19 protein-coding genes are annotated in these 24,799 nt (G+C 69.1%); 8 read left to right on the plus strand and 11 right to left on the minus strand.

Going from position 1 to position 24,799, the window contains the following annotated elements; all coding sequences use genetic code 11:
* Nucleotides 1-40: 40 nt before the first annotated feature.
* From VH569_RS31250 to VH569_RS31260, 3 genes are all read right to left on the minus strand, one after another.
* Nucleotides 41-1,327 carry a glycosyltransferase gene (locus VH569_RS31250; protein ID WP_423320710.1) on the minus strand — a complete coding sequence of 429 codons (1,287 nt, stop codon included), beginning with the start codon at nucleotides 1,325-1,327 and terminating at the stop codon, nucleotides 41-43.
* Nucleotides 1,328-1,444: 117 nt separating this feature from the next.
* Nucleotides 1,445-2,701, minus strand: a complete 1,257-nt coding sequence (locus tag VH569_RS31255; protein ID WP_423320712.1) for an MFS transporter — start codon at nucleotides 2,699-2,701, stop codon at nucleotides 1,445-1,447.
* A gap of 237 nt (nucleotides 2,702-2,938) precedes the next feature.
* Nucleotides 2,939-3,964, minus strand: coding sequence for a hypothetical protein (locus VH569_RS31260; protein ID WP_423320714.1), 1,026 nt, complete (start codon nucleotides 3,962-3,964; stop codon nucleotides 2,939-2,941).
* 288 nt (nucleotides 3,965-4,252) lie between these two features.
* Here VH569_RS31260 and VH569_RS31265 point away from each other — a divergent pair, with 288 nt between their 5' ends.
* Nucleotides 4,253-6,541, plus strand: a complete 2,289-nt coding sequence (locus VH569_RS31265; protein WP_423320715.1) for a type I secretion system permease/ATPase — start codon at nucleotides 4,253-4,255, stop codon at nucleotides 6,539-6,541.
* A gap of 15 nt (nucleotides 6,542-6,556) precedes the next feature.
* Nucleotides 6,557-8,065, plus strand: coding sequence for an HlyD family type I secretion periplasmic adaptor subunit (locus VH569_RS31270; RefSeq protein WP_423320717.1), 1,509 nt, complete (start codon nucleotides 6,557-6,559; stop codon nucleotides 8,063-8,065).
* 179 nt (nucleotides 8,066-8,244) lie between these two features.
* Here VH569_RS31270 and VH569_RS31275 read toward each other — a convergent pair whose 3' ends face one another.
* The 3 genes from VH569_RS31275 to VH569_RS31285 form a co-directional block, all read right to left on the minus strand.
* Nucleotides 8,245-9,723: a carbohydrate-binding domain-containing protein gene (locus VH569_RS31275; protein ID WP_423320719.1), complete on the minus strand. Its 1,479-nt coding sequence runs from the start codon at nucleotides 9,721-9,723 to the stop codon at nucleotides 8,245-8,247.
* Nucleotides 9,724-9,866: 143 nt separating this feature from the next.
* On the minus strand, nucleotides 9,867-10,235 hold the full coding sequence (locus VH569_RS31280; RefSeq protein WP_423320721.1) for a helix-turn-helix domain-containing protein: 369 nt from the start codon (nucleotides 10,233-10,235) through the stop codon (nucleotides 9,867-9,869).
* Nucleotides 10,228-10,512 (minus strand): type II toxin-antitoxin system RelE family toxin, encoded by a 285-nt coding sequence (locus tag VH569_RS31285; RefSeq protein ID WP_423320723.1) that lies wholly within the window; start codon nucleotides 10,510-10,512, stop codon nucleotides 10,228-10,230. Before VH569_RS31285 ends, VH569_RS31280 begins: the two co-directional genes overlap by 8 nt.
* A 98-nt stretch (nucleotides 10,513-10,610) precedes the next feature.
* Here VH569_RS31285 and VH569_RS31290 point away from each other — a divergent pair, with 98 nt between their 5' ends.
* The 5 genes from VH569_RS31290 (at nucleotide 10,611) to VH569_RS31310 (ending at nucleotide 18,366) form a co-directional block, all read left to right on the plus strand.
* Nucleotides 10,611-11,663, plus strand: coding sequence for a M23 family metallopeptidase (locus VH569_RS31290; RefSeq protein WP_423320725.1), 1,053 nt, complete (start codon nucleotides 10,611-10,613; stop codon nucleotides 11,661-11,663).
* A gap of 189 nt (nucleotides 11,664-11,852) precedes the next feature.
* Nucleotides 11,853-14,462, plus strand: coding sequence for a right-handed parallel beta-helix repeat-containing protein (locus tag VH569_RS31295; RefSeq protein WP_423320727.1), 2,610 nt, complete (start codon nucleotides 11,853-11,855; stop codon nucleotides 14,460-14,462).
* A gap of 162 nt (nucleotides 14,463-14,624) precedes the next feature.
* Nucleotides 14,625-15,563, plus strand: a complete 939-nt coding sequence (locus VH569_RS31300) for a hypothetical protein (protein ID WP_423320729.1) — start codon at nucleotides 14,625-14,627, stop codon at nucleotides 15,561-15,563.
* Nucleotides 15,564-15,676: 113 nt separating this feature from the next.
* Complete coding sequence (locus VH569_RS31305; protein WP_423320731.1) at nucleotides 15,677-16,816, plus strand: lysylphosphatidylglycerol synthase transmembrane domain-containing protein; 1,140 nt, start codon at nucleotides 15,677-15,679, stop codon at nucleotides 16,814-16,816.
* The gene (locus tag VH569_RS31310) at nucleotides 16,813-18,366 is read left to right on the plus strand and encodes a glycosyltransferase (RefSeq protein ID WP_423320733.1); all 1,554 of its coding nucleotides are present in this window, start codon (nucleotides 16,813-16,815) and stop codon (nucleotides 18,364-18,366) included. Before VH569_RS31305 ends, VH569_RS31310 begins: the two co-directional genes overlap by 4 nt.
* 4 nt (nucleotides 18,367-18,370) lie before the next feature.
* On the opposite strand, the gene VH569_RS31315 is transcribed toward VH569_RS31310, so the two are convergent.
* From VH569_RS31315 to VH569_RS31335, 5 genes are all read right to left on the minus strand, one after another.
* On the minus strand, nucleotides 18,371-18,580 hold the full coding sequence (locus VH569_RS31315; RefSeq protein WP_174472447.1) for a hypothetical protein: 210 nt from the start codon (nucleotides 18,578-18,580) through the stop codon (nucleotides 18,371-18,373).
* A 59-nt stretch (nucleotides 18,581-18,639) separates the two neighbouring features.
* Nucleotides 18,640-18,864 carry a hypothetical protein gene (locus tag VH569_RS31320; RefSeq protein ID WP_423320735.1) on the minus strand — a complete coding sequence of 75 codons (225 nt, stop codon included), beginning with the start codon at nucleotides 18,862-18,864 and terminating at the stop codon, nucleotides 18,640-18,642.
* 262 nt (nucleotides 18,865-19,126) lie between these two features.
* Nucleotides 19,127-21,055 (minus strand): PhoX family protein, encoded by a 1,929-nt coding sequence (locus VH569_RS31325; RefSeq protein ID WP_423320737.1) that lies wholly within the window; start codon nucleotides 21,053-21,055, stop codon nucleotides 19,127-19,129.
* Nucleotides 21,056-21,191: 136 nt separating this feature from the next.
* Complete coding sequence (locus VH569_RS31330) at nucleotides 21,192-21,494, minus strand: hypothetical protein (RefSeq protein WP_423320739.1); 303 nt, start codon at nucleotides 21,492-21,494, stop codon at nucleotides 21,192-21,194.
* Nucleotides 21,491-22,114, minus strand: a complete 624-nt coding sequence (locus VH569_RS31335) for an NUDIX hydrolase (RefSeq protein WP_423320740.1) — start codon at nucleotides 22,112-22,114, stop codon at nucleotides 21,491-21,493. Before VH569_RS31335 ends, VH569_RS31330 begins: the two co-directional genes overlap by 4 nt.
* Nucleotides 22,115-22,461: 347 nt before the next feature.
* On the opposite strand from VH569_RS31335, the gene VH569_RS31340 reads away from it, so the two are divergent.
* Entirely contained in the window at nucleotides 22,462-24,795 is a 2,334-nt protein-coding gene (locus tag VH569_RS31340; protein WP_423320741.1) for a glycosyltransferase, read from the plus strand.
* Nucleotides 24,796-24,799: the final 4 nt, after the last annotated feature.

Genomic DNA, 24,799 nt, shown 5'->3' on the forward strand with positions numbered 1-24,799 from the left:
TTATTCTATATAATGATTTCATGAATATATGGCAGACCCCTTAGCCCCGTCCGTCCGCCAGCTCATCGATCCAGGCGAACTGGCGCGGCAGGCAGACGGTGTGCAGATCGTGGTTGGCGCGGATGAAGGCGCGGGCCTCGGCGCCCAGCCGGTCGCGCGCCGCCCGGTCCGCCAGCAGGTCGGCCACGGTGTCGGCCAGTGCACGATGGTCGAAGAAGTCCACCAGCCGTCCCGTCCGGTCATGCTCAATGACCTCGCGAACCGGAGCGGTATTGCTGCCGACCACGGCGGCGCCCGCGCTCATCGCCTCCATCACGCTCCAGCTCAGCACGAAGGGATAGGAGAGATAGACGTGGACGGAGGAAAGCTGGAGCAGCGGAATGAAGTGGTCGTAGGGAATGTTGCCCAGGAAGAACACCCGTGACCAGTCGGCGTCGGGAATGGAGCCGCGCACCTCGTCGATGAAGATGTCCCGCCAGCTTCCCGACGGCGGCGGCGTCCCATAGGTGACCCCGGCCCCGCCGACGATCAGCACATTGGCCCGGGGGCGGCGGGCCAGCAGCCGCGGCAGGGCGCGCATGAAGCTGTGATAGCCGCGATAGGGCTCCAGGGTCCGGTTGACGAAGGTCACCACCTCGTCCGCCCGCGTCAGCGTGAAGGTGCCGTTCAGGATGGCCCGGGCGTCGGGGTTCGGGGCCACCGCCCCGGTGTCGATGCCGTCATGCACCACGGTGATGCGGTCGCGGAAGAGAGAGGGAAAGCCGTCGGCCTGCCAGCGGGTGGGAGACAGGCCGGCGTCGGCGATCTCGAACTGCAGCAGGTTCGCGGCGTTCTTCAGGCGCAGGCGGCATGGATCGCCGGCATCGGGCACCGGGAATTCGGGATCGAAGCCGGCATCCGCGCCACTTCCATGGAAATAATACTCGCAATAGATGCCCAGCCTGGCCTGCGGCCAGACATCCTTCACGAACAGGCTGTCGCCCCAGCCGGGGTGAGCGACGATCACGTCGGGAACATAGCCCTCCGCCTTCATCGTCAGCGCCTGCCGGAACAGCGCCTCGCCATGGATCGCGTTGGTTTCGAATTCAGCGGCCCAGAGATGGACGCCGGAGGCCTGCGGTCGCAACGGGGCGCAGAGGACCACGGTGACCCCGCCCCAGCCGGCCGGAACCTCCATCGTCCGGCTCAGGGCATGGACCGTGTGCCCGCGCTGCACCAGGCCCGGCGCCAGGGCCTTGAACTGGCCGGGAAAGCTGGGATGGATGAACAGGATCTTCATGGAGGGCGTCACGGTCCGGCGGAAGGGGCTGCGGAAGCGGGCGATCATGCCACGGCAGCACGGCAAGTCGCTGCCGGAATTTCCCGCGTTCGGTGTGGAGCGCTGGAAATTCCCGCTCCCTGCGCTTCAGGATTGATCCGGTTTCGCGTGATCCGATCCGGCTTTTCAAGCCGGCGGAGGGCTGGCGGCGACCAGGGTCCGGCGCATATGGAGCGCGGTCAGGAAGCCGACCGCCGCGGCGGCTCCGCCCAGCAGGAAGATGCTGCCGTAACCGGCCCGGTCGGCGAGCAGGCCGGCCACCGGGCCGGTCAGGCCATAGGCCACGTCCTGGAAGGCGGCGAAGGCGCCGAGCGCCGTCGCCCGCAGATGCGGCTGCACCAGATGCACCACCTCCCGGCCCATGGCGGGAAAGACCAGGGAGCAGCCGAGCCCGGTCAGGAAGGCGCCGGCCAGGGCCAGCGTGGGGTCGCCGGCGCTCCAGACCAGCAGCTGGCCGACCGCCTCGACCGCCAGCGATCCCATCGCCACCGGCAGGCCGCCGATGCGGTCCGGCAGATGGCCGAAGGCGAAGCGGACAAGCACGAAGCCGATCCCGAAGGCGGTCAGGCCGAGCCCGGCGAACGGCCAGGATTCATGGACGAAGTGCAGGGTGAAGAAGGCGCCGATGGCGGCGAAGCCGATGCCTTGCAGGCTGACGACGGCACCGTGCAGCCAGATCCGGCCGAGCACGCTGCGGAAGGGCGGGCGCTTCGCGCCGGGATGGGCCGCGACCCCAGTCATCGGGCGGATCGCCAGCAGCCCCAGCGCCGGCAGCAGGGCGCCGACCGCCATGGTGCCGGCGAAGCCGATGCCGTCCAGCAGCAGAAGACCCAGCGGCCCGCCCGCCGCGAAGGCGCCATACAGCGCCGCCCCGACCAGGGCCAGCACCTTGCCCGAGCGCTGCGGCCCGACGATGCCGATCCCCCAGGCGATCACGCCGACGCCGACAAGGCTCTCGCCCAGCCCGATCAGCAGGCGTCCCGCCACCAGCACGGCGAATGCCGCCCAGGGGCCGGCCCAAGGCAGGTGCGGCAGCATGCCGGCGCCGAGCGAGACCAGCCCGCCGGCGATGTAGAGCGCCAGTCCGCGGGCGACCGCCGGCTTGGCGCCGCCGCCGTCCACGAAATTGCCGGCGAAGCTGCGGGTGAGGATGGTGGCGAGGAAGGCGCTGCCGACGCCCAGCCCGGCCCAGAAATTGCCCAGTCCCAGGGTCTGGGTCACGAACAGCGGCGTCACCGGAAGGGAGATGGCGACGCAGAGATAGGAGACGAACAGGATGGCGGCCAGGATGAACAGGCGGGCCTGGGACCGGTCCGGCGATGTGTCGTGCGAGGGATTTTGCGACTGGCCGCGTGCCGGATCGTATGTCGGCTGGGGACTCATGAGTGTGCTCCACACTGGTCCGCGGTCGACGCGCGTTCCGGACAAGCGAACGCACTCCGACCGCTGGGGATCGTTGAGTGCGTTGGTTGACGTTGAACGCTTACGGCCAGTGTGACTGACGACTGACAGACAGCTAACCGATCCGGCCAAGCAGCACAACCCCGCAGGCAATGGGGGTATGGCCGCGGCCAAGCGCCGCCGGCACAGCTTGGCCCAGCGGGTGTTTCAGCGGGTGTTTCAGCGGCTCTTGCGGTCGGGCTTCGCCGTGGAGGGCGCCATGGAGGGCAGCACCAGATCGATCACCAGACGGTGGCCGCGGTCCTTCTCGGGGGCCAGGGTGGAGACGGCGAGAAGCCGGACCGCTTCGCCCTTGGCGTCCCCCCTGCCATCCCCCTTGCCGTCGCTTCCGCCGTCCTCGTCGCTGAACAGCAGGCGGGTGCCGCTGCCGGTGCGCTCCGCCCGGTAGCCCAGCGCCGTCGCCGGCAGGCGGCCCGCCGCCGGGGCCTGCCACTGCGTGCCGGGAAGCGTCATCTCCAGCCGGCCGTCGGGGCGGCGCACCGGCGTTTCGAAGCGCGGTTCCTGGTCGAAATCCATCACGACGCGCAGCCCGTCGCCGCCGTTGGCGGTGCGGATGCGCTCCACATGGCGGGGAGCCGCGGTGCTTGCCACGGTCTGGATCGGATTCGGGCGGGTGGGCGCGTCGGGGACCGGCTTGACGCCGGGGCGCAGGATTTCCACCGCCGGCTCCGTCCGCGGGGCGGGGGCGGCATCCTGCGGTTCGGGCTTCGCCGCCGGCAGCGGGGCAGCCGGGACGGAGGCGGGAGACGGAGCCGGTTGGATGGGGGCCGGTTGGGTGGGAGCCGTCTGGACCGGAGTTTCCTGGCTGGGAGCCGCCTGGACGGGAGCTGGCGGCACCTCTGCCGGCTGGCTTGCAGCGGGCTGCGCCTCCGCCGGCTTCCTGACCTGTTCCACGAAGCCGCCGCGGCGGCCTTCTGCCCGGCCCTGCTGGACATAGTGGGCGTAGCCGCTGGAGAGCTGTCCGCTGCGGACGGCGGCGGCGACATCGGGATTGGCGGCCAGATAGGCGCGCTCCCGCCAGCCGGTCGGCTGCGCCGTGGCGGTGTCTACGTCCGCGGGGCGGCGCCAGCTGGACAGCAGCGACGGCATCGACCCGTACAAGCCCAGCCCCTCCACCGCCAGCGACAGCCAGAAGGGCGTCAGCAGCAGGATCAGAAGGCGCAGGAGCTGGGAGATCGGCGACAAGGCGGCTTTTGTCCGGCGTAGGGGAAACGGCGCCGGTCCCGCTGGCCCGGCTGTCCTGCATGCCTACTCCCAAGCACCGCACCGGGTCTAGGAAAAGCAGCTTGTCGAGGCGGACCATAGGGGAAACCACGGAAGAGCGTCTGGCGACCCTTCGGTCCCCTCCCTTCGAACACCAACGATGCGGGGTACCCCATCGTTCGGGTGGCCGCGCGGGGACGCGATCCTCACCTTCGGTTGGCCGCAGCCGTCCGGCGGCACCCCTTAGAGTTTTGGAACCGGGAAGCCTTCATGGAACAGATGCGAGACGGGTCGCCGGCCGATCCGGCGCGGGACCCCTCCTCTCCTCCCCCTGGCCCTCCTCCGCCTGGCGCCCAGACAGATCCCAATCCCGGAGCCAATCCTGGCCCCAATCCCGGCCCCCGTCTCGATCCCGGCATCGCCGGGCTGGTGTCGGCGCTGCGCATCCTCGGCATTCCGGCCGATTATGACGGCGTGCGCCATGCCTGCGGCGGCGAATCCCCCGACCTGACCGGGCTGGTCCGTCAGGCCCACCGGCTGGGGGCCAAGGCGCGGGTGGTGAAGACCAAGTGGGAACGGCTGGAGCGCACGCCGCTGCCGGCGCTGGTCCCCGGTCCCGACGGCGGTTTCCTGGTGCTGGCCAAGGCCGGCGGCGACCGTGTGCTGGTGCATGACGCGGCGACCAACCAGACCCGCATCCTCGACCGCGAAGGGTTCGAGCCCTTGTGGACCGGCCGGCTGATCTGCCTGGGCCGTAAGGGCACGATGGGCATGGGCCAGCCGCGCTTCGACGCCCGCTGGTTCGGCGCGGTCGCCTGGAAATACCGCGGCATCCTGGGCGAGGTGCTGCTCGCCTCCTTCTTCATCCAGCTGTTCGCGCTGGTGACGCCGCTGTTCTTCCAGGTGGTGGTCGACAAGGTGGTGGTGCATCGCAGCCTGGGCACGCTCGACGTGCTGATGGCCGGCATGCTGGCCGTCATCCTGTTCGAGGCGGTGCTGGGGGGCCTGCGCACCTACACATTCGCCCACACCGCCAACCGGCTGGACGTGGAACTGGGGGCCAAGCTGTACCAGCGGCTGCTGTCGCTCCCCATGGGCTATTTCGCGTCGCGCCGGGTCGGCGACAGCGTCGCCCGCGTGCGCGAGCTGGAGACAATCCGCAACTTCATGACCAGCTCCACCATCACGCTGGTGCTGGATCTGCTGTTCACCGTGGTCTTCCTGGGCGTCATGCTGGTCTACAGCCCGATGCTGACGGCGATCGTCGCGGCCTCCTTCCCCGTCTATGTCGCCATCAGCCTGGTGGCGACGCCGATCCTGCGCCGCCGGCTGGACGAGAAGTTCGCCCGCGGCGCCGAGAACCACAGCTTCCTGGTCGAGACGGTGTCGAGCATCGAGACGGTCAAGGCGATGGCGGTCGAGCCGCGCATGCAGCGCCGCTGGGAGGACCAGCTGTCCGGCTATGTCCGCGCCGGCTTCCGCGCCGGCAACCTGAACAACGTCGCCAGCCAGTCGGTGCAGTTCGTCTCCAAGATCTCGACCATGCTGGTGCTGTGGCTGGGGGCCAAGCTGGTGATCGAGGGCAGCCTGACGGTGGGCGAGCTGGTGGCCTTCAACATGTTCGCCGGCCGCGTCGTCCAGCCGGTGCTGCGCATCGCCCAGCTGTGGCAGGACTTCCAGCAGGTGCGGCTGTCGATGCACCGCATCGGCGACATCCTGAACACGGCGCCCGAGCCGTTGCAGAGCGCCGGCCGCGCCGCCATGCCGGCGATCAAGGGCGACCTCAGCTTCGACCATGTCACCTTCCGCTACCGCCATGACGGGCCGGAGACGCTGAGCGACGTGTCTCTGCATATCCCGGCGGGCCAGGTGGTCGGCATCGTCGGCACCTCGGGTTCGGGCAAGAGCACGCTGGCCAAGCTGCTCCAGCGCTTCCATGTGCCGGAGCGCGGGCGGGTGATGGTGGACGGCACCGACCTCTCCACCGCCGACGCGGTGTGGCTGCGCCGGCAGATCGGCGTGGTGTTGCAGGACAATGTCCTGTTCTCGGGCACCATCCGCGAGAACATCGCGCTGACCGACCCGACCATGGACATGGCCCGTGTCGTCGCCGCGGCGAAGCTGGCCGGCGCCCACGACTTCGTCGTCGAGCTGCCCGACGGCTACGACACGGTGGTGGGGGAGCGCGGCGCCAGCCTGTCGGGCGGGCAGCGGCAGCGCATCGCCATCGCCCGCGCGCTGGTCACCAACCCGCGCATCCTGATCTTCGACGAGGCGACTTCGGCCCTCGACCATGAATCGGAGCGGATCATCCAGGCCAACATGCGCCGCATCTGCGCCGGCCGCACCGTGCTGATCATCGCCCACCGGCTGTCCACCGTCGCCATCGCCGACCGCATCGTCACGGTGGAGCGCGGCCGCATCGTCGAGGACGGTGCGCCCGACGAGCTTCTGCGCCGCGGCGGGCGCTACGCCACGCTGTTCCGCGGCCAGATGGGGCAGCTGCCGGGCAGTGCTCCGCCGGCGGACGGGCTGATCGAACAGCGGGCCGCGGGCTAAGGGGGAATGAACGCCATGAGCAAGACGACCGCCGCGGTGACGACCACCCCTGCCACCTCCGCTCCCATTCCTCCTGGGATCAAGCCGCCCGCCAACGCGCCGGGCACGCCCGGCGGGCCGCGCCCGCCGACCAAGCTCCAGGGCCGTCCGCAGAAGCGCCGCCGCGACGAGATGGATTTCCTGCCCGATGCGCTGGAGATCCTGGAGCGTCCGCCCTCCCCCACCGCGCGGACCTTCACCGCGGTCATCATGCTGGCCTTCACCGCGGCCTGCGCCTGGGCATGGTTCGGCCATGTCGACGTGGTGGCGGTGGCGCAGGGCCGGGTGGTGCCGAGCGGCCGGACCAAGACCATCCAGCCGATGCAGACCGGCGTCGTCCGCGCCATCGCTGTGGAGGACGGCCAGCTGGTGAAGGCCGGCCAGACCCTGATCGAGCTGGACCCAACCGAGGCGGTGGCCGACCGTGGCCGCATCCGCTCCGATTTGTCGGCGGCGAGAGCCGAGGCGGCGCGGCTGCGGGCGGCGCTGGAGGTGGTGAACGGCAACCCCGACGCCGAATTCGCCGCCCCGGCCGGGCTGTCGCCCGAACTGGCGCGGATGCAGGGCCAGCTTCTCGCCAGCCAGATCGCCGAGCAGCGCGCCAAGCTGGCCGCACTCGACCGCGAGCAGGCCCGGCGCGAGGCCGACCGCGCCACCGTGGTGCAGACCATCGCCAAGCTGAACGCCACCCTGCCGCTGATCCGCGAGCGGGCGGAGGCGCTGTACGACCTGTCGAAGCGCGGCACCTCGTCCCGCTTCCAGTATCTCCAGCTCCAGCAGGATCTGGTCGGGCAGGAGCAGGAGCTTCTGGTCCAGAAGATCAAGCTGACGGAGTCCGACGCCTCCATCGCCGCCACCGCCGAGCAGCGCCGCCAGACCGAGGCCGAGTTCCGCCGCCAGCTCTACACCAACCTCGCCGAGGCCGAGCGCAAGGCCGCCTCGCTGGAGCAGGAGCTTGCCAAGGCCGAGCAGCAGGTCGACCTCCTGCGGCTGACCGCCCCGGTGGACGGCTATGTCCAGCAGCTGGCCGTGCACACGGTGGGCGGCGTGGTGACCACTGCCCAGCCGGTGATGGTCATCGTGCCGGAGGACAGCCGGCTGGAGGTCGAGGCCTTCATCCCCAACAAGGACATCGGCTTCGTCCAGACCGGCCAGGTGGCCGAGGTGAAGGTGGAGGCCTTCTCCTTCACCAAGTACGGCCTGATTCCCGGCCGTGTCGCCTCGCTGTCCAGTGACGCCGTGCAACAGCAGCAGCAGGCCGACAAAGGGGCGGACAAGAGCGCGGCCAAGACGCCGGAGGCGGGTTCGGTCTATGCCGCCCGCATCGCGCTGGACCGCGACACGCTGGAGGTCGACGGCAAGCAGACGCGGTTGCAGCCGGGCATGACGGTCAGCGCCGAGATCAAGACCGGCCGCCGCCGCATCGCCGACTACCTGCTCTCCCCCCTCTCGCGCAGCGCCCAGGAGGCCATGCACGAGCGGTGAGTTTCTCCCTCTCCCGCCCCGGGAGAGGGAAGGGGCCCATGGCATTGCCATGGGAAGGGTGAGGGGTTAGGCACGAAGCCCTGCGGTTCGGGATTCTTGGATCACCCCTCACCCTCCCCACCGCTTCGCGGCGGGTCCCCTCCCTCTCCCGGGGCGGGAGAGGGCTGCTCTTGCCCGCTTTATGCCGCCATGTCGTGTGCGTCGTGCCAAGCGTACAGGCCATGGTCGGCATACTGGAAGGCCGGGAGCAGGTCCGGCGTCCAGCCGGCGACATGCGCCGTCTCATGCGCGTCCGTCCCGTATGTGGCCGCATTGGCCGACACCGCGTGACCCAGCAGGTCGCCGGCCTGAAGCTCCGCCACCTGCGCCTGCGCGGGGGCCTGCACACCGAACAGGCTCTTGTCGGCGGCGACCACCAGCGTGCCGTTCCACCACAGGCCGCTCTGGCCCTTGACCACGTCGTGCCCGTCGAGCGCGCCCTTGTCGTAGGTCACTGCGGCGTCGGTGGCGGCATAGCTGTGGCCGTTGACGCTGACGCTGTTGACGAACAGGTTGCGGTCCTGGCCGCCGGCGAAGCCGTCATTGTCGTACTGGATCTGCACCTTGTGGGCGCTGTCGGCCGACACGGTGGCGGTGAAGGCGTAGTTCTTGGCCGCGGCACCCACCGTGGCGCTGCCGACCGCATGGCCGTCGACCAGCAGGGTGAAATGGGCGTTCACGCCGGCCGCCGCGGTGCCCTTGGCGTTGACCAGGATGGCGGCCGTGGCGGTGGCGGGGGCACCGGTGCCGGGGCCAGGGGTGGGGCCAGGAGTGGGATCCGGCACCGTCGGCGTCGCCGTCGTGCCATAGAGCTGGCCGATCTTCGCCAGCAGCGCCTGGGTGTTGAGGTCGGTGTAGCCGGTGCCGGCGACCGGCGTGCCGGTCTGCTTCGCCAGCGACAGGAACTCGTCCTGGGTCAGGGCGCTGCCGCGCAGCGCGATAGCCTCCTGCTGGGCGAGCGCCACCGCGGCGGTCACCGAGGGTGCGGAGAAGGAGGAGCCGTTGGCCGTCACCGTCCGCCCGGCCAGATCGGTCAGCCGGATGTCGGTGCCGTCGGCGCAGAGGTCGGTGATGCCCGGATTGCGCTGGGCCCAGCCCGGCATGGTGCCGTCGCCGCCCGATGCGCTGACGCAGATCGTGTTGTGGTCGGCGGCGAAATAGGACACGTCGGTCGCCGTCCCGTTCTGCCCGGCATTGCCGGCGGCGGCCGACACCAGCACCCGCTTGGCGGCGAGGCTCGCCAGCTCGTCCGACAGCAGGGTCGTCATCTCCGACGTGGCGGAGCCGCCGGCCAGCGACAGGTTGACGCCGACGACGTTGTAGTCGGAGGCATGGGCGACGACCCATTGCAGAGCCTGCTCGATCGCCGCCCCCGACGCAGTGGAGGTGCCGTCCGGGATCACCTTCAGCGCGACGATGTTGAGGTCCGGCGCCTGCGACAGGATGCTGGAGGTCACCAGGGCGCCATGGGTGTCGGCGTTGGGGTTGCGCGCATCGGCGTCGTTGTTGGCGTAGTCGTGCTGATAGACGATGCGCGCGGCGGATTCCCAGGTCGGCGACCATCCGCTGTCGATGACGACGACCGTTTCGCCCCGGCCGGTATAGGTGCTGTTCGCCATGCTGTCGGTCCCGTCCTGCTGCCGTCGTCGATGAAGATGCGGGGCGGAGTATGCAGGCTGGCGATGTGGCCTTCGGATGATAAGGACGGGGCGGATTTCGGACGTGGTGCCCCTTATGCGACGACGCATATGGGGCGTCGAGATCAGGTGAGGTCGTCCAACTCCACGCGCAGGGCTTCGGCGATGCGTTTCAAGGCGTCCACCGAGCCGTTCCGCGTGCCGGCCTCGATCTGCGAAACGTAGGACTGCTTGAGGCCGGCGGCTTCGGCGAGTTGGGTCTGCGTCAGGCCGCGGTGATCGCGGAATACTTTCACTGGATGCTCTCCCCCCAGCAGTCGCTCCGCGACCTCGTCGGGAAAGCTTTCCGGAGAGGAATTCCGGTAGGCATCGTAAGCCTGGATCGCGGCAGCTTCGTCGGCGGCCTCCAGCAGGCGTTCATATTCGGCGATGGGCAGCACGGCGAAGGCGGCTTTGCCGTTGCCGTCGCGGATGATCTGCGCCGGACTAGTCATAAATGCCTCCTCTCGGTCCAACATCGATCACGATCAACACCAGAACCCCATCCTCGATGTCGTAGACGACCCGCCAGTCTCCGACGCGGAGCCGGTAGCCGTCGCGGCCCTTGAGCTTCTTCACGTTTCGGGCTGTCGTTGGGTCCGCCGCCACGTCCTGCACTTTTTGACGGATCAGATCCGCGACGTTGCGCGGCATCCGGCGCAAAGCCTTCAAGGCGGCGGCGGTATATCTGATCGCGTACATAGCGAAATTATTGCTCTTTGCAATGTACATTGCAATGGCAAGCCGGCAGAGATTGGCCCATGTCCTCAGGCATCCCACCTGTTGGGGACGATCAAGCAAGCTGGAGCTGTATGGTGCGAAGGGTTTGGATGAGGGTGCCGGTCCGTTACCGCTGGGGTCTTGCCGCCCTGGCCTTCCTGCCATCTACGGCCTTCGCCGATTCTCCCGCCGCCCTCTCCGCCGGGGCTCCGGCGCTGGAAGTGCCGGTGCGCTGCCGGATCGGGGCGGACTGCTTCGTCCAGAATTACGTCGATGCCGATCCGGGGCCGGGGATGCGGGACTTTGTCTGTGGGCGGCTGACCTATGACGGCCACAAGGGGACCGATTTCCGGCTGCCCGATCTGGAGGCGATGCGGCGCGGGGTTGCGGTGGTCGCTGCCGCCTCCGGAACGGTGACGCGCGTGCGCGACGGGATGGACGACGTCAGCATCCGCCAGAGCGGCGGCGCACCGGCCGGGCGCGAGGCCGGCAATGCGGTGGTGGTCGACCACGGCAATGGCTGGGAGACCCAGTACAGCCACCTGAAACGCGGCAGCATCGCGGTCAAGCCGGGCGACCGGGTGGAGGCCGGCACGCCGCTGGCCCAGGTCGGGCTGTCCGGCAACACCGAATTCCCCCATGTCGATTTCGGCATCCGCCATGACGGCCGCACCCTCGATCCCTATACCGGCAAGGAGGTAGGGACCGCGGAGGCGCCGGCCTGCACCGCCGATCAGGGCGCCGCGCCGGTGCCGTCGGGCACGCTGTGGAGCGCCGAGGCGCGCCGGACGCTCGCCTACCGGCCGAGTGCCGTTCTCGGCGCCGGTCTGGCGCCCGAGGCGCCGAAGGCGGAGGTGGCCCGGAATGGCGGTTATGGCGGCAGGCCGCTGCCGGCGGACACGCCGGTGCTGGGGGTGTGGACGGAGCTGATGGGCGGGCGCCAGGGTGACCGGGTGACGCTGGAGGTAACCGGCCCCGACGGCCGCCGCCTGTTCCGCAACGAGGGCGCGGTGCCGCGTCCGCTGGCCGTGCTGTTCTTCGGCGCGGAGGTGAAGAAGCCCGCCGGCGGCCCCTGGGCGTCCGGCCCCTACCGGGTGACGGTGACGCTGCGCCATGGCGATGAAACGGTGGTGAGGGAGGAGCGGAGGATCGACCTGCGCTGACGGGGTTGAATCGGGGGCTTTCGAAACAACGCGAAGGACAGGGCAAGTGACAACTGCGGCGGCATGGTCATTTGTCACGAAATAAACACCGGATTTCCGTACGAAAGAGTATCTCCAAAAGGATAGGGCTACCTCCTTATTAAGTGTTTCCGTCGTGAGATTGCCCGGTATCGGCAAGGCAATCTGGCAATGACAGACACTCAGCAGGCTTTCTACGTCGCGACCAACGGCAACGATTCCTGGTCGGGGCGTTTGGCGGCCCCCAACGCCGAGGGCACCGACGGTCCCTTCGCCACGCTGGAGCGCGCGCAGAGCGCGATGCGGGCGACCGGCATCCGCGACACCTATGTGCGCGGCGGCAGCTATGCCATGGCGCGCACGGTGACGCTGACCGCGGCCGACAACGGCGTCCGCATCATGGCCTTTCCGGGCGAGACGCCGGTGTTCAGCGGCGGCGAACGGGTCGGCGGCTTCACCGCCATCGGCGGCGGGCTCTATGCCGCGCCAACCTCTGCGACCGGCCTTGACCTCTCCATCGGCGGGGTGCGGCAGAAGGTGGCGCAGACCGGCGACTGGAACGCCGGCGACGCCAGGTCCGGCTGGTCGGTGCTGGAGGCGGCGGCCGGCGGGGCCAGCAGGACCAGCCTGCGCATCGGCGCCGGCGACGGGGCGATGGCGGCGGTGCTGGCCGCCGGGGTGCAGCCCGGTACGATGGTCCAGACCTTCGACACCGAGCGGCTGTCCGACAACATCGTCGGCGTCGCCTCCATCGATGCCGGCAGCCGGACCGTCAATTTCACGCAAGCGGCGAAATACGCCCTGCGCAGCGGCGGCACCTATCGCCTGCTGAACGACGACGCCTTCATCCGCGATGCCGGCGAATTCGCCTGGAGCGCCGAGACCGGCCGGCTGGTGGTGAAGCCGCAGGATCCCGGCACCCTGCTGAGCCAGGGCGCCGTGGTGGCGCGGCTGGGCACGCTCGTGGCGCTGAACGGGGCGAACGGCGTCACCCTCCAGGGGCTGACCTTCGCCGACACCACCTGGGACGGCTCGGCCCTGACGCTGACCAATGCGTCAGGCAACAGCATCGCCGGCAACCGCTTCGTCAATGTCGGCACCGCGATGACGCTGACCGGATCGTCGGCCAACGCCATCGAAGCCAACCGGATGGAGCATCTGGGGGCCGGCGGCATCAAGGTCACCTACGGCAGCAACGGCAACCGCATCGGCGCCAACAGCATGGACGGCATCGGCGAGGTGCTGAAGGACGTCGCCGGCATCCAGCTCTACGGCACCAGCGGCACGCTGATCTCCGGCAACGACATCCGCAACAGCGCGCGCTACGGCATCTCGATCAAGAACTGGGACGGCGCCACCGTCAACACCGACACGGTGGTGGAGTACAACCGCCTCTACAACACGATGACCGAGACCGCCGACGGTGGCGCCATCGAGATGCTGGGCCGGTCCAACGTCGACACCCGCACGATCATCCGCGGCAACGACATCCGCAATGTCGGCGGTCTGGCGACCGACGGGTCGGGCTGGCTCGACCGCCAGAAGAGCTTCGGCATCTATCTGGACGACATGGCCAACGGCGTCACCGTCCAGGACAACTTCATCCAGAACACCGGCTGGGCCAGCGTCTTCATCCATGGCGGCGATTCCAACACCGTCACCAACAACTTCGCCACCCTGTCCAACCCGCGCGAACGCTTCATCCGGCTGGAATGGGTGCCGAGCGCCGGCACCATCGGGCTGCTCAGCAACAACCGGGTGACCGGCAACGTCATCTCCTCGTCCACCGGAACCGATTATTGGGAGTTCTGGACCCCCGGCTCCTACACCGTCAGCGGCAACCTGTTGCAGGGCATCCGCGGGCTGAACGGTGGCGACACGGTGTCGTCCGGCCTGTTCGCCAACCCAGCGGCCGGCGATTTCCGGCTGGGCAGCGGTGCCGCGGCAGCGCTGGGGATCCATGAGCTGGATTGGGGCCGGATGGGCTTCGCTCCCCTGACGGTGCCGGGGATCCCCAGCCCCGGCGGGGGCGCGGGCAGCGGGACCGCACCGGCGACCGGCACGGGCAGCACCCCCGCCGCGGCGGGAGCGCCGGCCTTCTCGCCGCTGGCCTACATCGCCTCCTACGCCGATCTGTCGGCCGCCTTCGGCGCCAACGCCGCCGCCGGTGCGGCGCATTACGCCGCCAGCGGGCGGGCGGAAGGCCGGACGGTGAGCTTCGACCCGCTGGCCTACATCGCCTCCTACGGCGACCTGACGGCGGTCTTCGGCACCAACGGCGATGCCGCGGCGGCCCACTACATCGGCAGCGGCCGGGCGGAGGGTCGGAGCGTGAGTTTCGACCCGCTGGCCTACATCGCCTCCTATGGCGACCTGTCGGCCGCGCTCGGCACCGACCGGACGGCGGCGGCGATGCATTACATCGCCAGCGGCCGGGCGGAGGGGCGGACGGTCAGCTTCAACCCGCTCTCCTATCTGGCGGCCAACCCCGACCTCGCCGCCGCCTTCGGCACCGACACCGTCCGGGCCGATCTGCATTACCTGGGCAGCGGCAGGACCGAGGGGCGGGGCACCGGCTTCAACGCCTCGGCCTATCTGGCGGCCAACGCCGACGTGGCGGCGGCCACTGGCGGCGACCTGACGGCGGCGATGCGGCACTACATCCTGAACGGCCGGCTGGAAGGCCGGGCGCTGAGCCCCGCGGCGGCCCCGGCTCCGGCCCGCACCGCCGCGGCGCTGCTGCCGGACAGCGCCATGCTCGCCGCCGCCGGTGTGGGATGAGCGTGAACGGCATCATGGAAGCGGGGCGCCCCTCGACCGAGGGGCGCCATTACCTGAGATTGCAGAAATTAATAAACTTTTAGCCCGCAACGACGTTATCCTTCCCCCGATACATCCTGTCGGGGGGATACCATGGTTGCGAAGGCTGTGCAGGAAGGCGCCATGTCGCCGCTCTCGTTGCTGGCGAAGCTGAAATCGGCACCGCCTTCCGCGCCTCCTCCTGCCCCATCCTCCTCTCCCGCATCCCCCAAGATCGCGTCGCCGACCGCACCCCAGGCCAAGACTGCGACCGATACGGTGTCGCTGTCGGCACAGGCGGTCTCGAAGATGACCGGGGCGGCCGACGCTCCGGGAGGTCCGTCCGCACCGCCGGTCCAGCTGAAGATCCCAGGCGATCTCAGTTTCGCGGATTTCAAGGCGATGAGTGCGCGCATGGAGAAGGTCATGGAGTATCATCTGGCGAGAGGAAACTTCATCCGACAGAGCATGGAGTCGCTGCGCAGCCAGTTCGGCTTCGAGGGGGAAGGCGAAGCCGCCGGCAACGTCTCGCTGGGTGGCGAGATCGGCAAGGTCGTCGAGCGGCAGGCGGTGTCGAGGGGCATCGCCATGCCGGAAAAATCCCAGGAGGTGAAGGACTGGGAAGCCGAGCGCCAGTCGGGAGCGTCGGTCCCGCCGGACGGCTGGGACAAATCCTCCCTGATCACGCTGTTCCTGCCGGGCTCCCAGGGAACCGACGACAAGCAGGTGGAAATCTGGCTGGACAACCGGGCCTTCGACACGCTGGGCAAGATGTCGGCCGACGAGGTCAAGGCCGGTCTGGTCGACATGCTGAACGGTCCCGATGCCGCGGCGTCGCAGGCGGCGGTGGACGATGGAGCGTTCGGTGCAGCGATGCGGGCGGACAGCGAGCACCATCCGGAATTCCAGAAGTCCAAGGCGCGGCTCGGTTTCTTCGATCCCCAGCAGGGGATCAGCGCCCAGCCCTGGCTGATGATCCAGTCGAGAAGCGAGCCGGGCTATGTCCAGGAGAATGCCGGCAAGCTGGTCGATACGGTCATGTCGATCCTCAAGGAAGGGGCGGCCGCACGCACGGCCGGCTGACGCCCTCTCCCGCCTGCCCCTCTCCCGCCTGATCGGGTGACAAGCCGGGCGTGAGCCGTTACAACGGCCCGTTCGGCGCCGCTGTCCCGCGGCACCCGGATTTTCATGCGGGGATGATGGCCCAGGCTCTTCTCGACACCCCCTTCGCCCAATCGGCGAAGCCCGGCCCCGGCCCTGCTCCCGGTCCGGACCTGCCCAGTCCCGGGAAGCCGGCCGGACGGCGGTGGCCGGTGCTGGTCAAGCTGGCGGTGACGGTCGCGGTGCTTGGCGCGCTCGCCGTCGGGGCCGATTGGACCGGCATCGCCGCGCGCCTGTCGGCCGCCGATCCCCTGCTGTTCGCCGCCGGCTTCGCCGTGAAGGCGATGACCCTGCCCTTCGCCTCGCAGCGGTGGCGGTCGGTCGGCCGCGCCGCCGGATTCTCGCTGACCCGCTGGACCGCCTTCCGCCTGCAGATGGCCAGCGGATTCCTCGGCCAGATCCTGCCGGGATCGGTCGGGGCCGACCTGCTGCGCGGCTGGTTCACTTGGCGCCTCGGCCATCCCGCCGGTCCGGTGATGCTGGCCCTGCTGGTCGACCGGCTGATGGCTCTGCTGGGGGTGGTGCTGATCGGGCTGGTCGGGCTGCCGCATCTGGCCGCGGTGGCGCCGCCCGCCGTCGCCGCCACCGTGCTGGCCGGGGCGCTGGTCCTGGCCGTCGCCATGGGGCTTCTGCTGTTGGCCGGGCGCATCCCGCGCGACCGGCTGCCGGTTCCCAAGCGCCTGCGCGACGGAGCGCTGGGACGGACGGTGTGGATTGCCGTGGCGCAGCTGCGCGCCATGGGCGGCAACCCGGCCGCCTGGGCGGCGCTGGGCCACAGCATCGGCGTCCACCTCGCCACCATCGGCGCCACCATCCTGTTCGCCCGTTCCGTCGGGCTGCCGGTCGGCTGGCTCGACGGGCTGGCCATCGTGCCGGCCGCCATCGTCGCCGCGGCATTGCCCGTCTCGCTCGGCGGCTGGGGCGTGCGCGAGGGTGCGATGGTCGCCGGTTTCGCGCTGCTCGGCTTCAATGCCGACGCGGCACTTCTGGTCTCGCTGCTGATCGGACTGTCGATTGCCGTCCTGTCGCTGCCCGGCGGCGTCTTCTGGCTGCTGCTGCGCAACGAGACCGCAGTCCAGACCGCTGCCCAAACACCGGCCCAGGCGGCCGACCAGACGTCCCTTCAGACCGCTCCCGGCGGGGCTGAGGCCTTTCCCACGGATTTTTCGCGATGACCGACCAGCCGACCTCGACGCTTTCCCAGCCCGTCACCGTGACTGCCGCCGGAGATGGCGCCCCCATGCCGGACACCATGATGCCGGACACCGCTGCCGGGACGCGCGGCCTCTCCCCGCGCCAGCAGCGTATCCGTTCGCTGTTCGACGCCATGGCCCCCCTGCGCGACCGCTGGGCCGAGCGCAACCGCGCCTTCCATGATGCCGACCGCGCCTATCTGCGCTTCCTGATTCCGGAAGGGGCGACGGTGCTGGAGATCGGCTGCGGCGTCGGCGACACGCTGGCGGCGCTGAAGCCGGCGCGCGGCGTCGGCATCGACCTCAGCCCGGCGACCATCGCCGAGGCCAAGGGCCGCCATCCGCAGCTGGAGCTGATCGCCGCCGACGCCGAGGATCCGGCGACCATCGACAGCATCGAGGGGCCATTCAGCCATATCCTGCTGTCGGGCACCATCGGCTTCCTGGACGACATCGAGGAGACGCTGCGCCTGCTGCGCCGGGTCGCGACGCCGAAGACCCGCATCATCGTCAGCTACCATTCGCGCGTCTGGGAGCCGATCCTGTGGGCAGCGGAGAAGCTCGGGATGCGCATGCCGCAGGGCAAGCAGAACTGGCTGTCGACCAGCGACATCGTCAACCTGCTGGATCTGGCCGGCTGGGAGCCGGTGCGCCGCGAATGGCGCCAGCTGATCCCGAAGCGGCTGCTCGGGCTGGGCACGCTGGTCAACCGCTACATCGCGCCCCTGCCCGGCATCCGCCGGCTGTGCGTGCGCAACTATGTCGTCGCCCGGCCGCAGCCCACCGTCGAGGCGGTGACGGTCGACGGCAAGCCGGCCTCGGTCACCGTGCTGATCCCCTGCCGCAACGAGCGCGGCAACATCGAGAACGCCATCCGCCGGCTGCCCCGCTTCGCTCCCGACGTCGAGGTGATCTATGTCGAGGGCAACAGCCAGGACAACACCTTCGAGGAATGCCTGCGCGTCCGCGATGCCTATCCCGACTGGGACATCAAGGTCATGAAGCAGCCCGGCAAGGGCAAGGGCGACGCGGTGCGCGCCGGATTCAATGTGGCACGCGGCGACATCCTGATCATCCTCGACGCCGACCTGACGGTGCCGCCGGAGACGATGGGGAAATTCTACCAGGCCATGGTGTCGGGGCGCGGCGAGTTCGTGAACGGCACGCGGCTCGTCTACCCGATGGCGCCGGAGGCGATGCGCTTCCTGAACTTCCTGGCCAACCGGGCCTTCGCGCGCATCTTCTCCTTCCTGCTGAACCAGCGCTTCACCGACACGCTGTGCGGGACCAAGGTGCTGTGGCGCAAGGATTACGAGACCATCGTCGCCAACCGCCACTACTTCGGCGATTTCGACCCGTTCGGCGATTTCGACCTGATCTTCGGTGCCGCCAAGCAGAACCTGAAGATCGTCGAGGTGCCGGTGCGCTATGCCGACCGCAGCTATGGCGAAACCCAGATCTCCCGCTTCACCCATGGCTGGCTGCTCGCCCGCATGGTGGTGTTCGCCTGGAAGAAGCTGAAGGCCTTCTGAGCCCTCACACCGGTTCGGCGGCGGCGAGCGGCAGGAAGGCCTGATAGCCGTCGCGCTGTTCGGTCAGGTTCAGCAGCAGGTCGGTCAGGCTGTCGCGGGCGAAAGTGTCGGTGGTCGAAGCCAGCCGGCGGCGGACGACGGCGATGAACTCCTCCAGCACGTCCAGGTGCAGGGTGGCGGAGGCGAGGACGTCCTGAGCGATCGGGGCGGTCATGATGGCGGTCTTTCGCGGAAGAGAGAGGATGGCGGCAGGAGCGGACCGGAGCGGTCGGATCAGGCGGCGAGCGCGGTGACGATGGGTTCGGCGGCGGCGAGAACGGAGCGGTAGGTCTCGCGCTGCTCGGTCAGGCCGGCGAGCAGGTCGGTCAGGCTGTCGCGGGTGAATTCGCTGCTGCTGCCGTCCAGCTTCGACTGGGTGATCGCGATGAACTCATCGACCACATCCAGGTGCAGGGAAGCAGAAGCGAAGACGTTGGCGGCGCAATCGGTCTTGGTCATGGTGACTATCCCTGTATTCGAGGTGGAGGCTGTTGCCCGTTCTGATGAGCTTATTGAGCCATTCCGCCAGTTAACGAGGTGTTAAGATCACCGATTGGTCCCAGGTCGATTGGTGATTACCTCTTCCAAGAAAAACGCCGCTGCACGATTTGGCGGTAGTGTTACTTCTTTCGATGCAGGCATGAAAAAACGCGGCCGGGCGACCGGCCGCGTTCTTCCCTGTCCGTCCAGCCCCCGGAGGGACCCTGTCGGGCCGTGTTTCTCAGACCGCCTGCGGCAGCCCGTGGATGTAGCCGACGCCGCCGCTGCGGCGGTTGCGGTAGGCGTCGTCGATCAGGGCGGCGACGCTGTCCTTGACCTTGTCGTGCAGGCCCTTCTCCCAGTCGCCGGGGTGCTGGAAGTTGCTCATGATGTAGGAGAAGCCGTTGACGTCGTCGACTGCCTGCAGGCCGGTCGACTCGGCGCCCGCCGGGCAGGACAGCAGGCGCGACAGCTGTTTGGTGTCGACGTTGTAGGCCCACAGGAAGTTGTTGACGTGGGCGCCGCTGTCCTCGCCGATCAGCAGCGTGCGCAGCTTCTCGGAGAATTTCAGGTTGTCCGGGTTGGCGATGCGGTCGGCGTCGGCGGTGTTGCCGATGGCGTCCGGGGTGGCGAGGTCACGGCCGACCAGGGCCGGGACGGCGCTGAAATGCACCGGCACCCACTCGCTGTCGATGGCCGTACCGGCCAGATCGGTCTGGCCGCCCTTCATCGGCAGCTGATAGACGGCGCCGGCATTGATGGCGTCGACCTTGATGCCGCTCTTGCCGTCGCTCATCGACTTGTACATGTAGGACACCGCCATGTAGGCGGTCTTGTCCTTGGCGTTGACGGTGACGCCCTCCAGCTTGGTGAGCGCCAGCGTGGCGCCGACGGTGGGGGCGTAGCGGTGGGTCTCCAGGAAGGCGGCGGCCCTCTCCATGCCCGGCTTGAACTTGACCCACTGGGTCTTGCCGCTGAAGGGGATGAGGGTGAAGGACGGGTCCTTCGGATCCTCCTTCTTCACCTCGACGATGTCGGCGGCCTTCAGGCTGTCGGCCAGCTTCTCGATCTCGGCGCTGGTGGCGTGGCCCAGCTTGACCCACTTCAGGCCGAAGGCGCCGCCCTTGTCGAGATCCTTGCCGGCTTCCTGCTCCATCTTGGCGGCATAGAGGGTGCCGGCGGAGAGGTCCTTGGCCTTGTCGGCGATGAACATGAACAGGCCGCCGTTGGTGGCGTCGTCACCCATCAGCACGGTGCGTTCGTCCGGCATCACCTGCACCAGCTCGTGCGAGATGCGGCCCAGGCAATAGTGCTTCCTGATGCTGCCGGTGCCGTCGGCGTTCACCGTCACTTCCGGCAGGTGGCCGTAGTGGTACGGGTTGGCCTTGGTCTCGTCGCCGAACAGGTTCTTGCTGTAGGCGCGGAACTGGTCGTCGAGCGCCGCCGCGTCCGGCTCGTACTCCTCGCTCGACAGGTGGGTGTTCCAGGGCGACAGGCTGGCGCCGCAGGTGATCCACAGGCCGTGCACGCCGCTGGTGTCGACATTGTGGTACTGCACCAGCTTGAGCGCGCCGGTCTCCTTGTTCTGGTCCAGCGTCAGGACGGCGATCGGCGACGGCAGCTTGCCGTACATCGAGGCGTCCTTGGAATCGCGGGTGGTGTATTCGAACTGGACGACGGCGAACAGCGTGTTGCCGGTGACGCCGGCCACCTTGGCGCCAGGGATCGGGGCCAGCAGGTTGCAGCCGTCCGGGCAGTCGGAGAAGAACTGCGCCGGGGTCGCCAGCGAGGCGTCCACGATCGGCTTGCCGTTGATGTCGACATAGCCGCCGGCCAGGATCGTGCCGCCCTTGCCGTCCGGAACGTGATCGCCGGTGATGAACAGCGGCTGGTAGCCGAGCGCGAAGCTCTGCTTGGAGCCGTCGGCCCAGGTCACGACCATGCTGGATTCGACCGTGGTCTTCGCCTGCGCCGCGGCGGCGGTGGGGGCGGCCATGCCGACGAACTCGACGGCGACCGGCGCGCCCTTGGCGGATGCGGCCTCAGCGCCCGAGGCGAACAGCAGCTCGCCGGCGCCGATGCCGGCGACCGGCAGCAGCGGCAGCCCGGCGAGGGCGCGGAGTACCGAACGGCGCGACGTTTCAGGCAGATGGACGGACAGATCGGTCATGGCGGATGTCTCCCGAACCCTCATCAGGGCAAGCGGCTGGCGTGCGCCGCGCCACCGGGCCATGGGAGCCCGTTCGGCGCGGCCTTGTTCTTGGCGAGCGTCGGGAAGCTACCGCGGGGATGTTACAGTTTGACGGTCAGCGGGCGCTGAGCATGCAGGTGCGGTCCGACGGCATCGGCAGCGCCACCGGCTTGCCGTCCGCCCCGGTGCCGCGCACCACGCGGCCGCCGGCTTTTCCGCCCGAGCTGGGCTGCGAGGCGGGCTGTTCCGCGATCTCCGGGTCGGTCACCTGGCCGGCGACCGTCCATTGCCGGGTCTGCGGATCCTGGCAGCGCAGCTCGTAGCGGCCCTTCATCGGCTCGGCGGCGGCGGGCAAGGCGGCCGGGAGGGCGGCCAGGAACAGGGCGGCCATCAGGGACATAGGGGCGGGACGGATCATCCGGCTTTTCCTTGGCTGGTTGGGTCCGGCGGGCGGGGACGGGACACCGCCCGGGCGATGTCGGCCTGCCAGACCATGCTGACAAGGGCGATCTGGGTCAGCAGATGCATCTCGCCGCGGCCGATGGCCTCCTGCAGCTCCGTCCGCGTCAGGAACAGGATCTCGGTGTCTTCCAGATCGTCGGAAACCGGATCGGCGACCCGGCGGCAGCCGGTGGCGTGGAACATGTGCGACCAGGCCCCGCCCTGGTTGGCGTTGACGATGTAGGCGCCGAGGTCGGTCCAGCTCTCCGCCTCCATCCCGGTTTCCTCCATCAGTTCGCGTCTGGCGGCGGCCAGCGGATCCTCGCCGGGCGACAGATGCCCGCCGGGAAACACCAGCCCGACCTTGCGCGGGCCGTGGCGGTACTGGCGATAGGTGACGATCCGTCCGTCCGCCGTCTCGGCGAAGATGCAGGCGAAGGACGGCTGGTCGAACTGGTAGTAATCGTCGATCCGCCGCCCGTCCGGCAACTCCACCGTCTCGACCCGCACCTTCAGGAACGGATCGGCGTCCAGCAGTTCGCGGCTGCCCAGCACGGTCCAGGGTCGGTGCTGGCGGTAGGGGCGATGTCCGGGCATAGGCTGTCTTTTGCTTTCGCTGGTCGCGGCGGAAGGGCTTGCCGGCGATGGGCTAGCAGCAGCCATCCGTCCGGTCCAGTTCTCTTCATGGGGAGGGTGCCGACCCGTTCCGTTCCTGCAATTGGCGGATCATGCGGATGGAAAGCAACCCTGAAAAGAATTTCATAGTATCATGGCCGTCTGATGAGGCAATAACTACGCCTTTCTGTACATGATGCTCAATCTATTTCTTCTTTCGCGTGCATCGAATGAAACAAGATGTGACCGATTTTTTCTAAACCTCCATTTTGATTGAGCCGTTTCTGCAAAAGGGCTTATCGGTTCCCGCTCGAGTGCAACCATCTTCGATGCAGATTTTGTCCGGTTCCCTGCTCCAAGGCCCGATCCCACGCCTGATCCACCAGACCTGGAAGACAGGCGACATCCCCTCCGGCTTCCAGGCGCTGCAACGCAGCTGGATCGCGCGCAATCCCGGCTTCTCCTACCGGTTCTGGACCGACGGCGACATCGAGTGCTTCGTCGCAGAGGAGCATCCGGCGCTGCTGCCGGTCTTCCGGGACTATGCCGATCCCATCGCGCGGATCGATCTGGCGCGCTACCTGATCCTGCGCCGCTTCGGCGGGGTCTATGCCGACCTCGATTTCGAATGCCTGCAGCCGATCGACGGGCTGCTGGAGGGGCGGAGCCTCGTCGTCGGGCTGGAGCCGGAGGAGCATGGCGGGCTGGCGAAGGCGGTGGAGCGCGGCCTGTCCCGCATCCTGTGCCCCTCCTTCCTCGCCTCGGTGCCCGGCCATCCCTTCTGGGACCATCTGCTGGACCGGCTGGTCGAGGCGCGGCACTGCGCCGATGTGCTGGACGCCACCGGCCCCTTCCTGCTGACCCGCGCCCATGCGGAGTATGAGGGAACGGGCGGCGCCGCGGTGACGGTGCTGCCGCCGGAGGTGCTCTATCCCGTGACCAAGGAGGACTGCTGGAGCGGCCGCCTGTTCGATCCCGTCTTCTGGGAGCGGGTGACGCGCCGGGCCTACGCGGTCCATTACTGGGAAGGCACCTGGTTCCGGGACGGTGCCAGGCGGGGCGCCGCCCTGCCGCGGCAGATCGCTGCGGTGGTGACCGACGGGCGGCCGGAAGAGGCCCGTGTCCCGGTGGCGCAGGCGCAGGAACTGCCGCTGATCTCCTGCCTGATGGTCACCAGGGGGCAAATGGCGGGACGGGCGGGCTTGCTGGAATTCGCCATCGACGGCTTCGCGCGCCAGACCTACCCCAACCGCGAGCTGGTCATCGTCTGCGACGGCCCGTCGCTGCCGCAGGACGACCCGCTGGAGCGGGCGATCCGTGCCGCGGGCTGTCCGAACGTCCGCCTGGTCCGGGTGGAGCCCGGCGACCAGCCCGGGGTGCGCACGCTGGGCGAATTGCGCAACATCGCGGTCGACCATGCGGCCGGGCTCTATGTCTGCCAGTGGGACGACGACGACCTCTACGACCCCAGCCGGCTGGAGATGCAGCAGCGGGTGCTGGCGGCTGCCGGCGCCCAGGCCTGTCTGCTCGGCCGCTGGATGATCTGGTGGCCGGCCGAAGACCGGCTGGCGGTGTCCTGCGAACGGGACTGGGAAGGCTCGCTTCTGTGCGAAAGGGCGTCGATGCCCCGCTATCCGGCCCTTCGCCGCGGCGAGGACACCCCGGTGGTCGAGCAGCTGCGCCGCAGCGCCCGGGTCGTGCGGATGGACATGCCGCGGCTCTACACCTACGTCGTCCATGGCGGCAACACCTTCACCACCCGGCATTTCGAGGAGCACTGGCAGGCCGCCACCGCCCGCTTCAGCGGCGAGCGCTGCCGCGCCGTGCTGGAGGAGATGGCCAAGCGCTTGCCGGTGGAGCCATACCGCCGCGTCGCCGCGCCCGTTCCGGCCACCGCCGCGGCGCGGCAGGAGACGGTGCTGGTGCTGACCCCGGTGAAGGATGCCGTTCCCCATCTGCCGCGTTATCTGGAACTGCTCGGCCGGCTCGACCACGATCCGTCCCGCCTGTCGCTGGGCTTTCTGGAAGGGGACAGCCGCGACGGCACGCATGGCTGGCTGGCCGACCGGCTGCCGGATCTGCGTCAGCGCTACAGCCGGGTGACGCTGCTGCGCCACGATTACGGATTCCACCCCGGGGGACCGCGCTGGGCGCCGGAAATCCAGCGGCGGCGGCGGGAACTGCTGGCCCGGTCGCGCAACCGGCTGCTGTCCGGCGCGCTGGAGGAGGAGGATTGGGTGCTGTGGCTCGACGCCGATCTGGTCGACTATCCGCCGGAGCTGCTGGCCCGGCTGCTTGCCGCCGGGCGCGACATCGTCGTCCCCCGCTGCGTCCTGCCCGACGGGCGGACCTTCGACCTCAACAGCTTCCGGCTGACAGGCGAGGAGGACCCGCGCCATCTGGTCGACGGCATCTTCCAGCCGCCGCGCGGCTCGGGCCGGCGCTATCTGGATTCCTTCGCCGGCGAGGACATCGTGCCGCTGGACGGGGTGGGCGGCACCGCCCTGCTGGTGCGGGCGGATCTGCACCGGGAGGGCCTGTGTTTCCCGCCCTACAGCCATCGCGGCTACATCGAAACGGAGGGGCTGGCGATGATGGCGAAGGATATGGGCGTGACCGCCTGGGGTCTGCCGGACCTGCGCATCGTCCACGCCGAACACTGACAGG

The organism is Azospirillum sp. 11R-A (genome assembly GCF_049472615.1).
GTDB classification, from domain to species: domain Bacteria; phylum Pseudomonadota; class Alphaproteobacteria; order Azospirillales; family Azospirillaceae; genus Azospirillum; species Azospirillum palustre.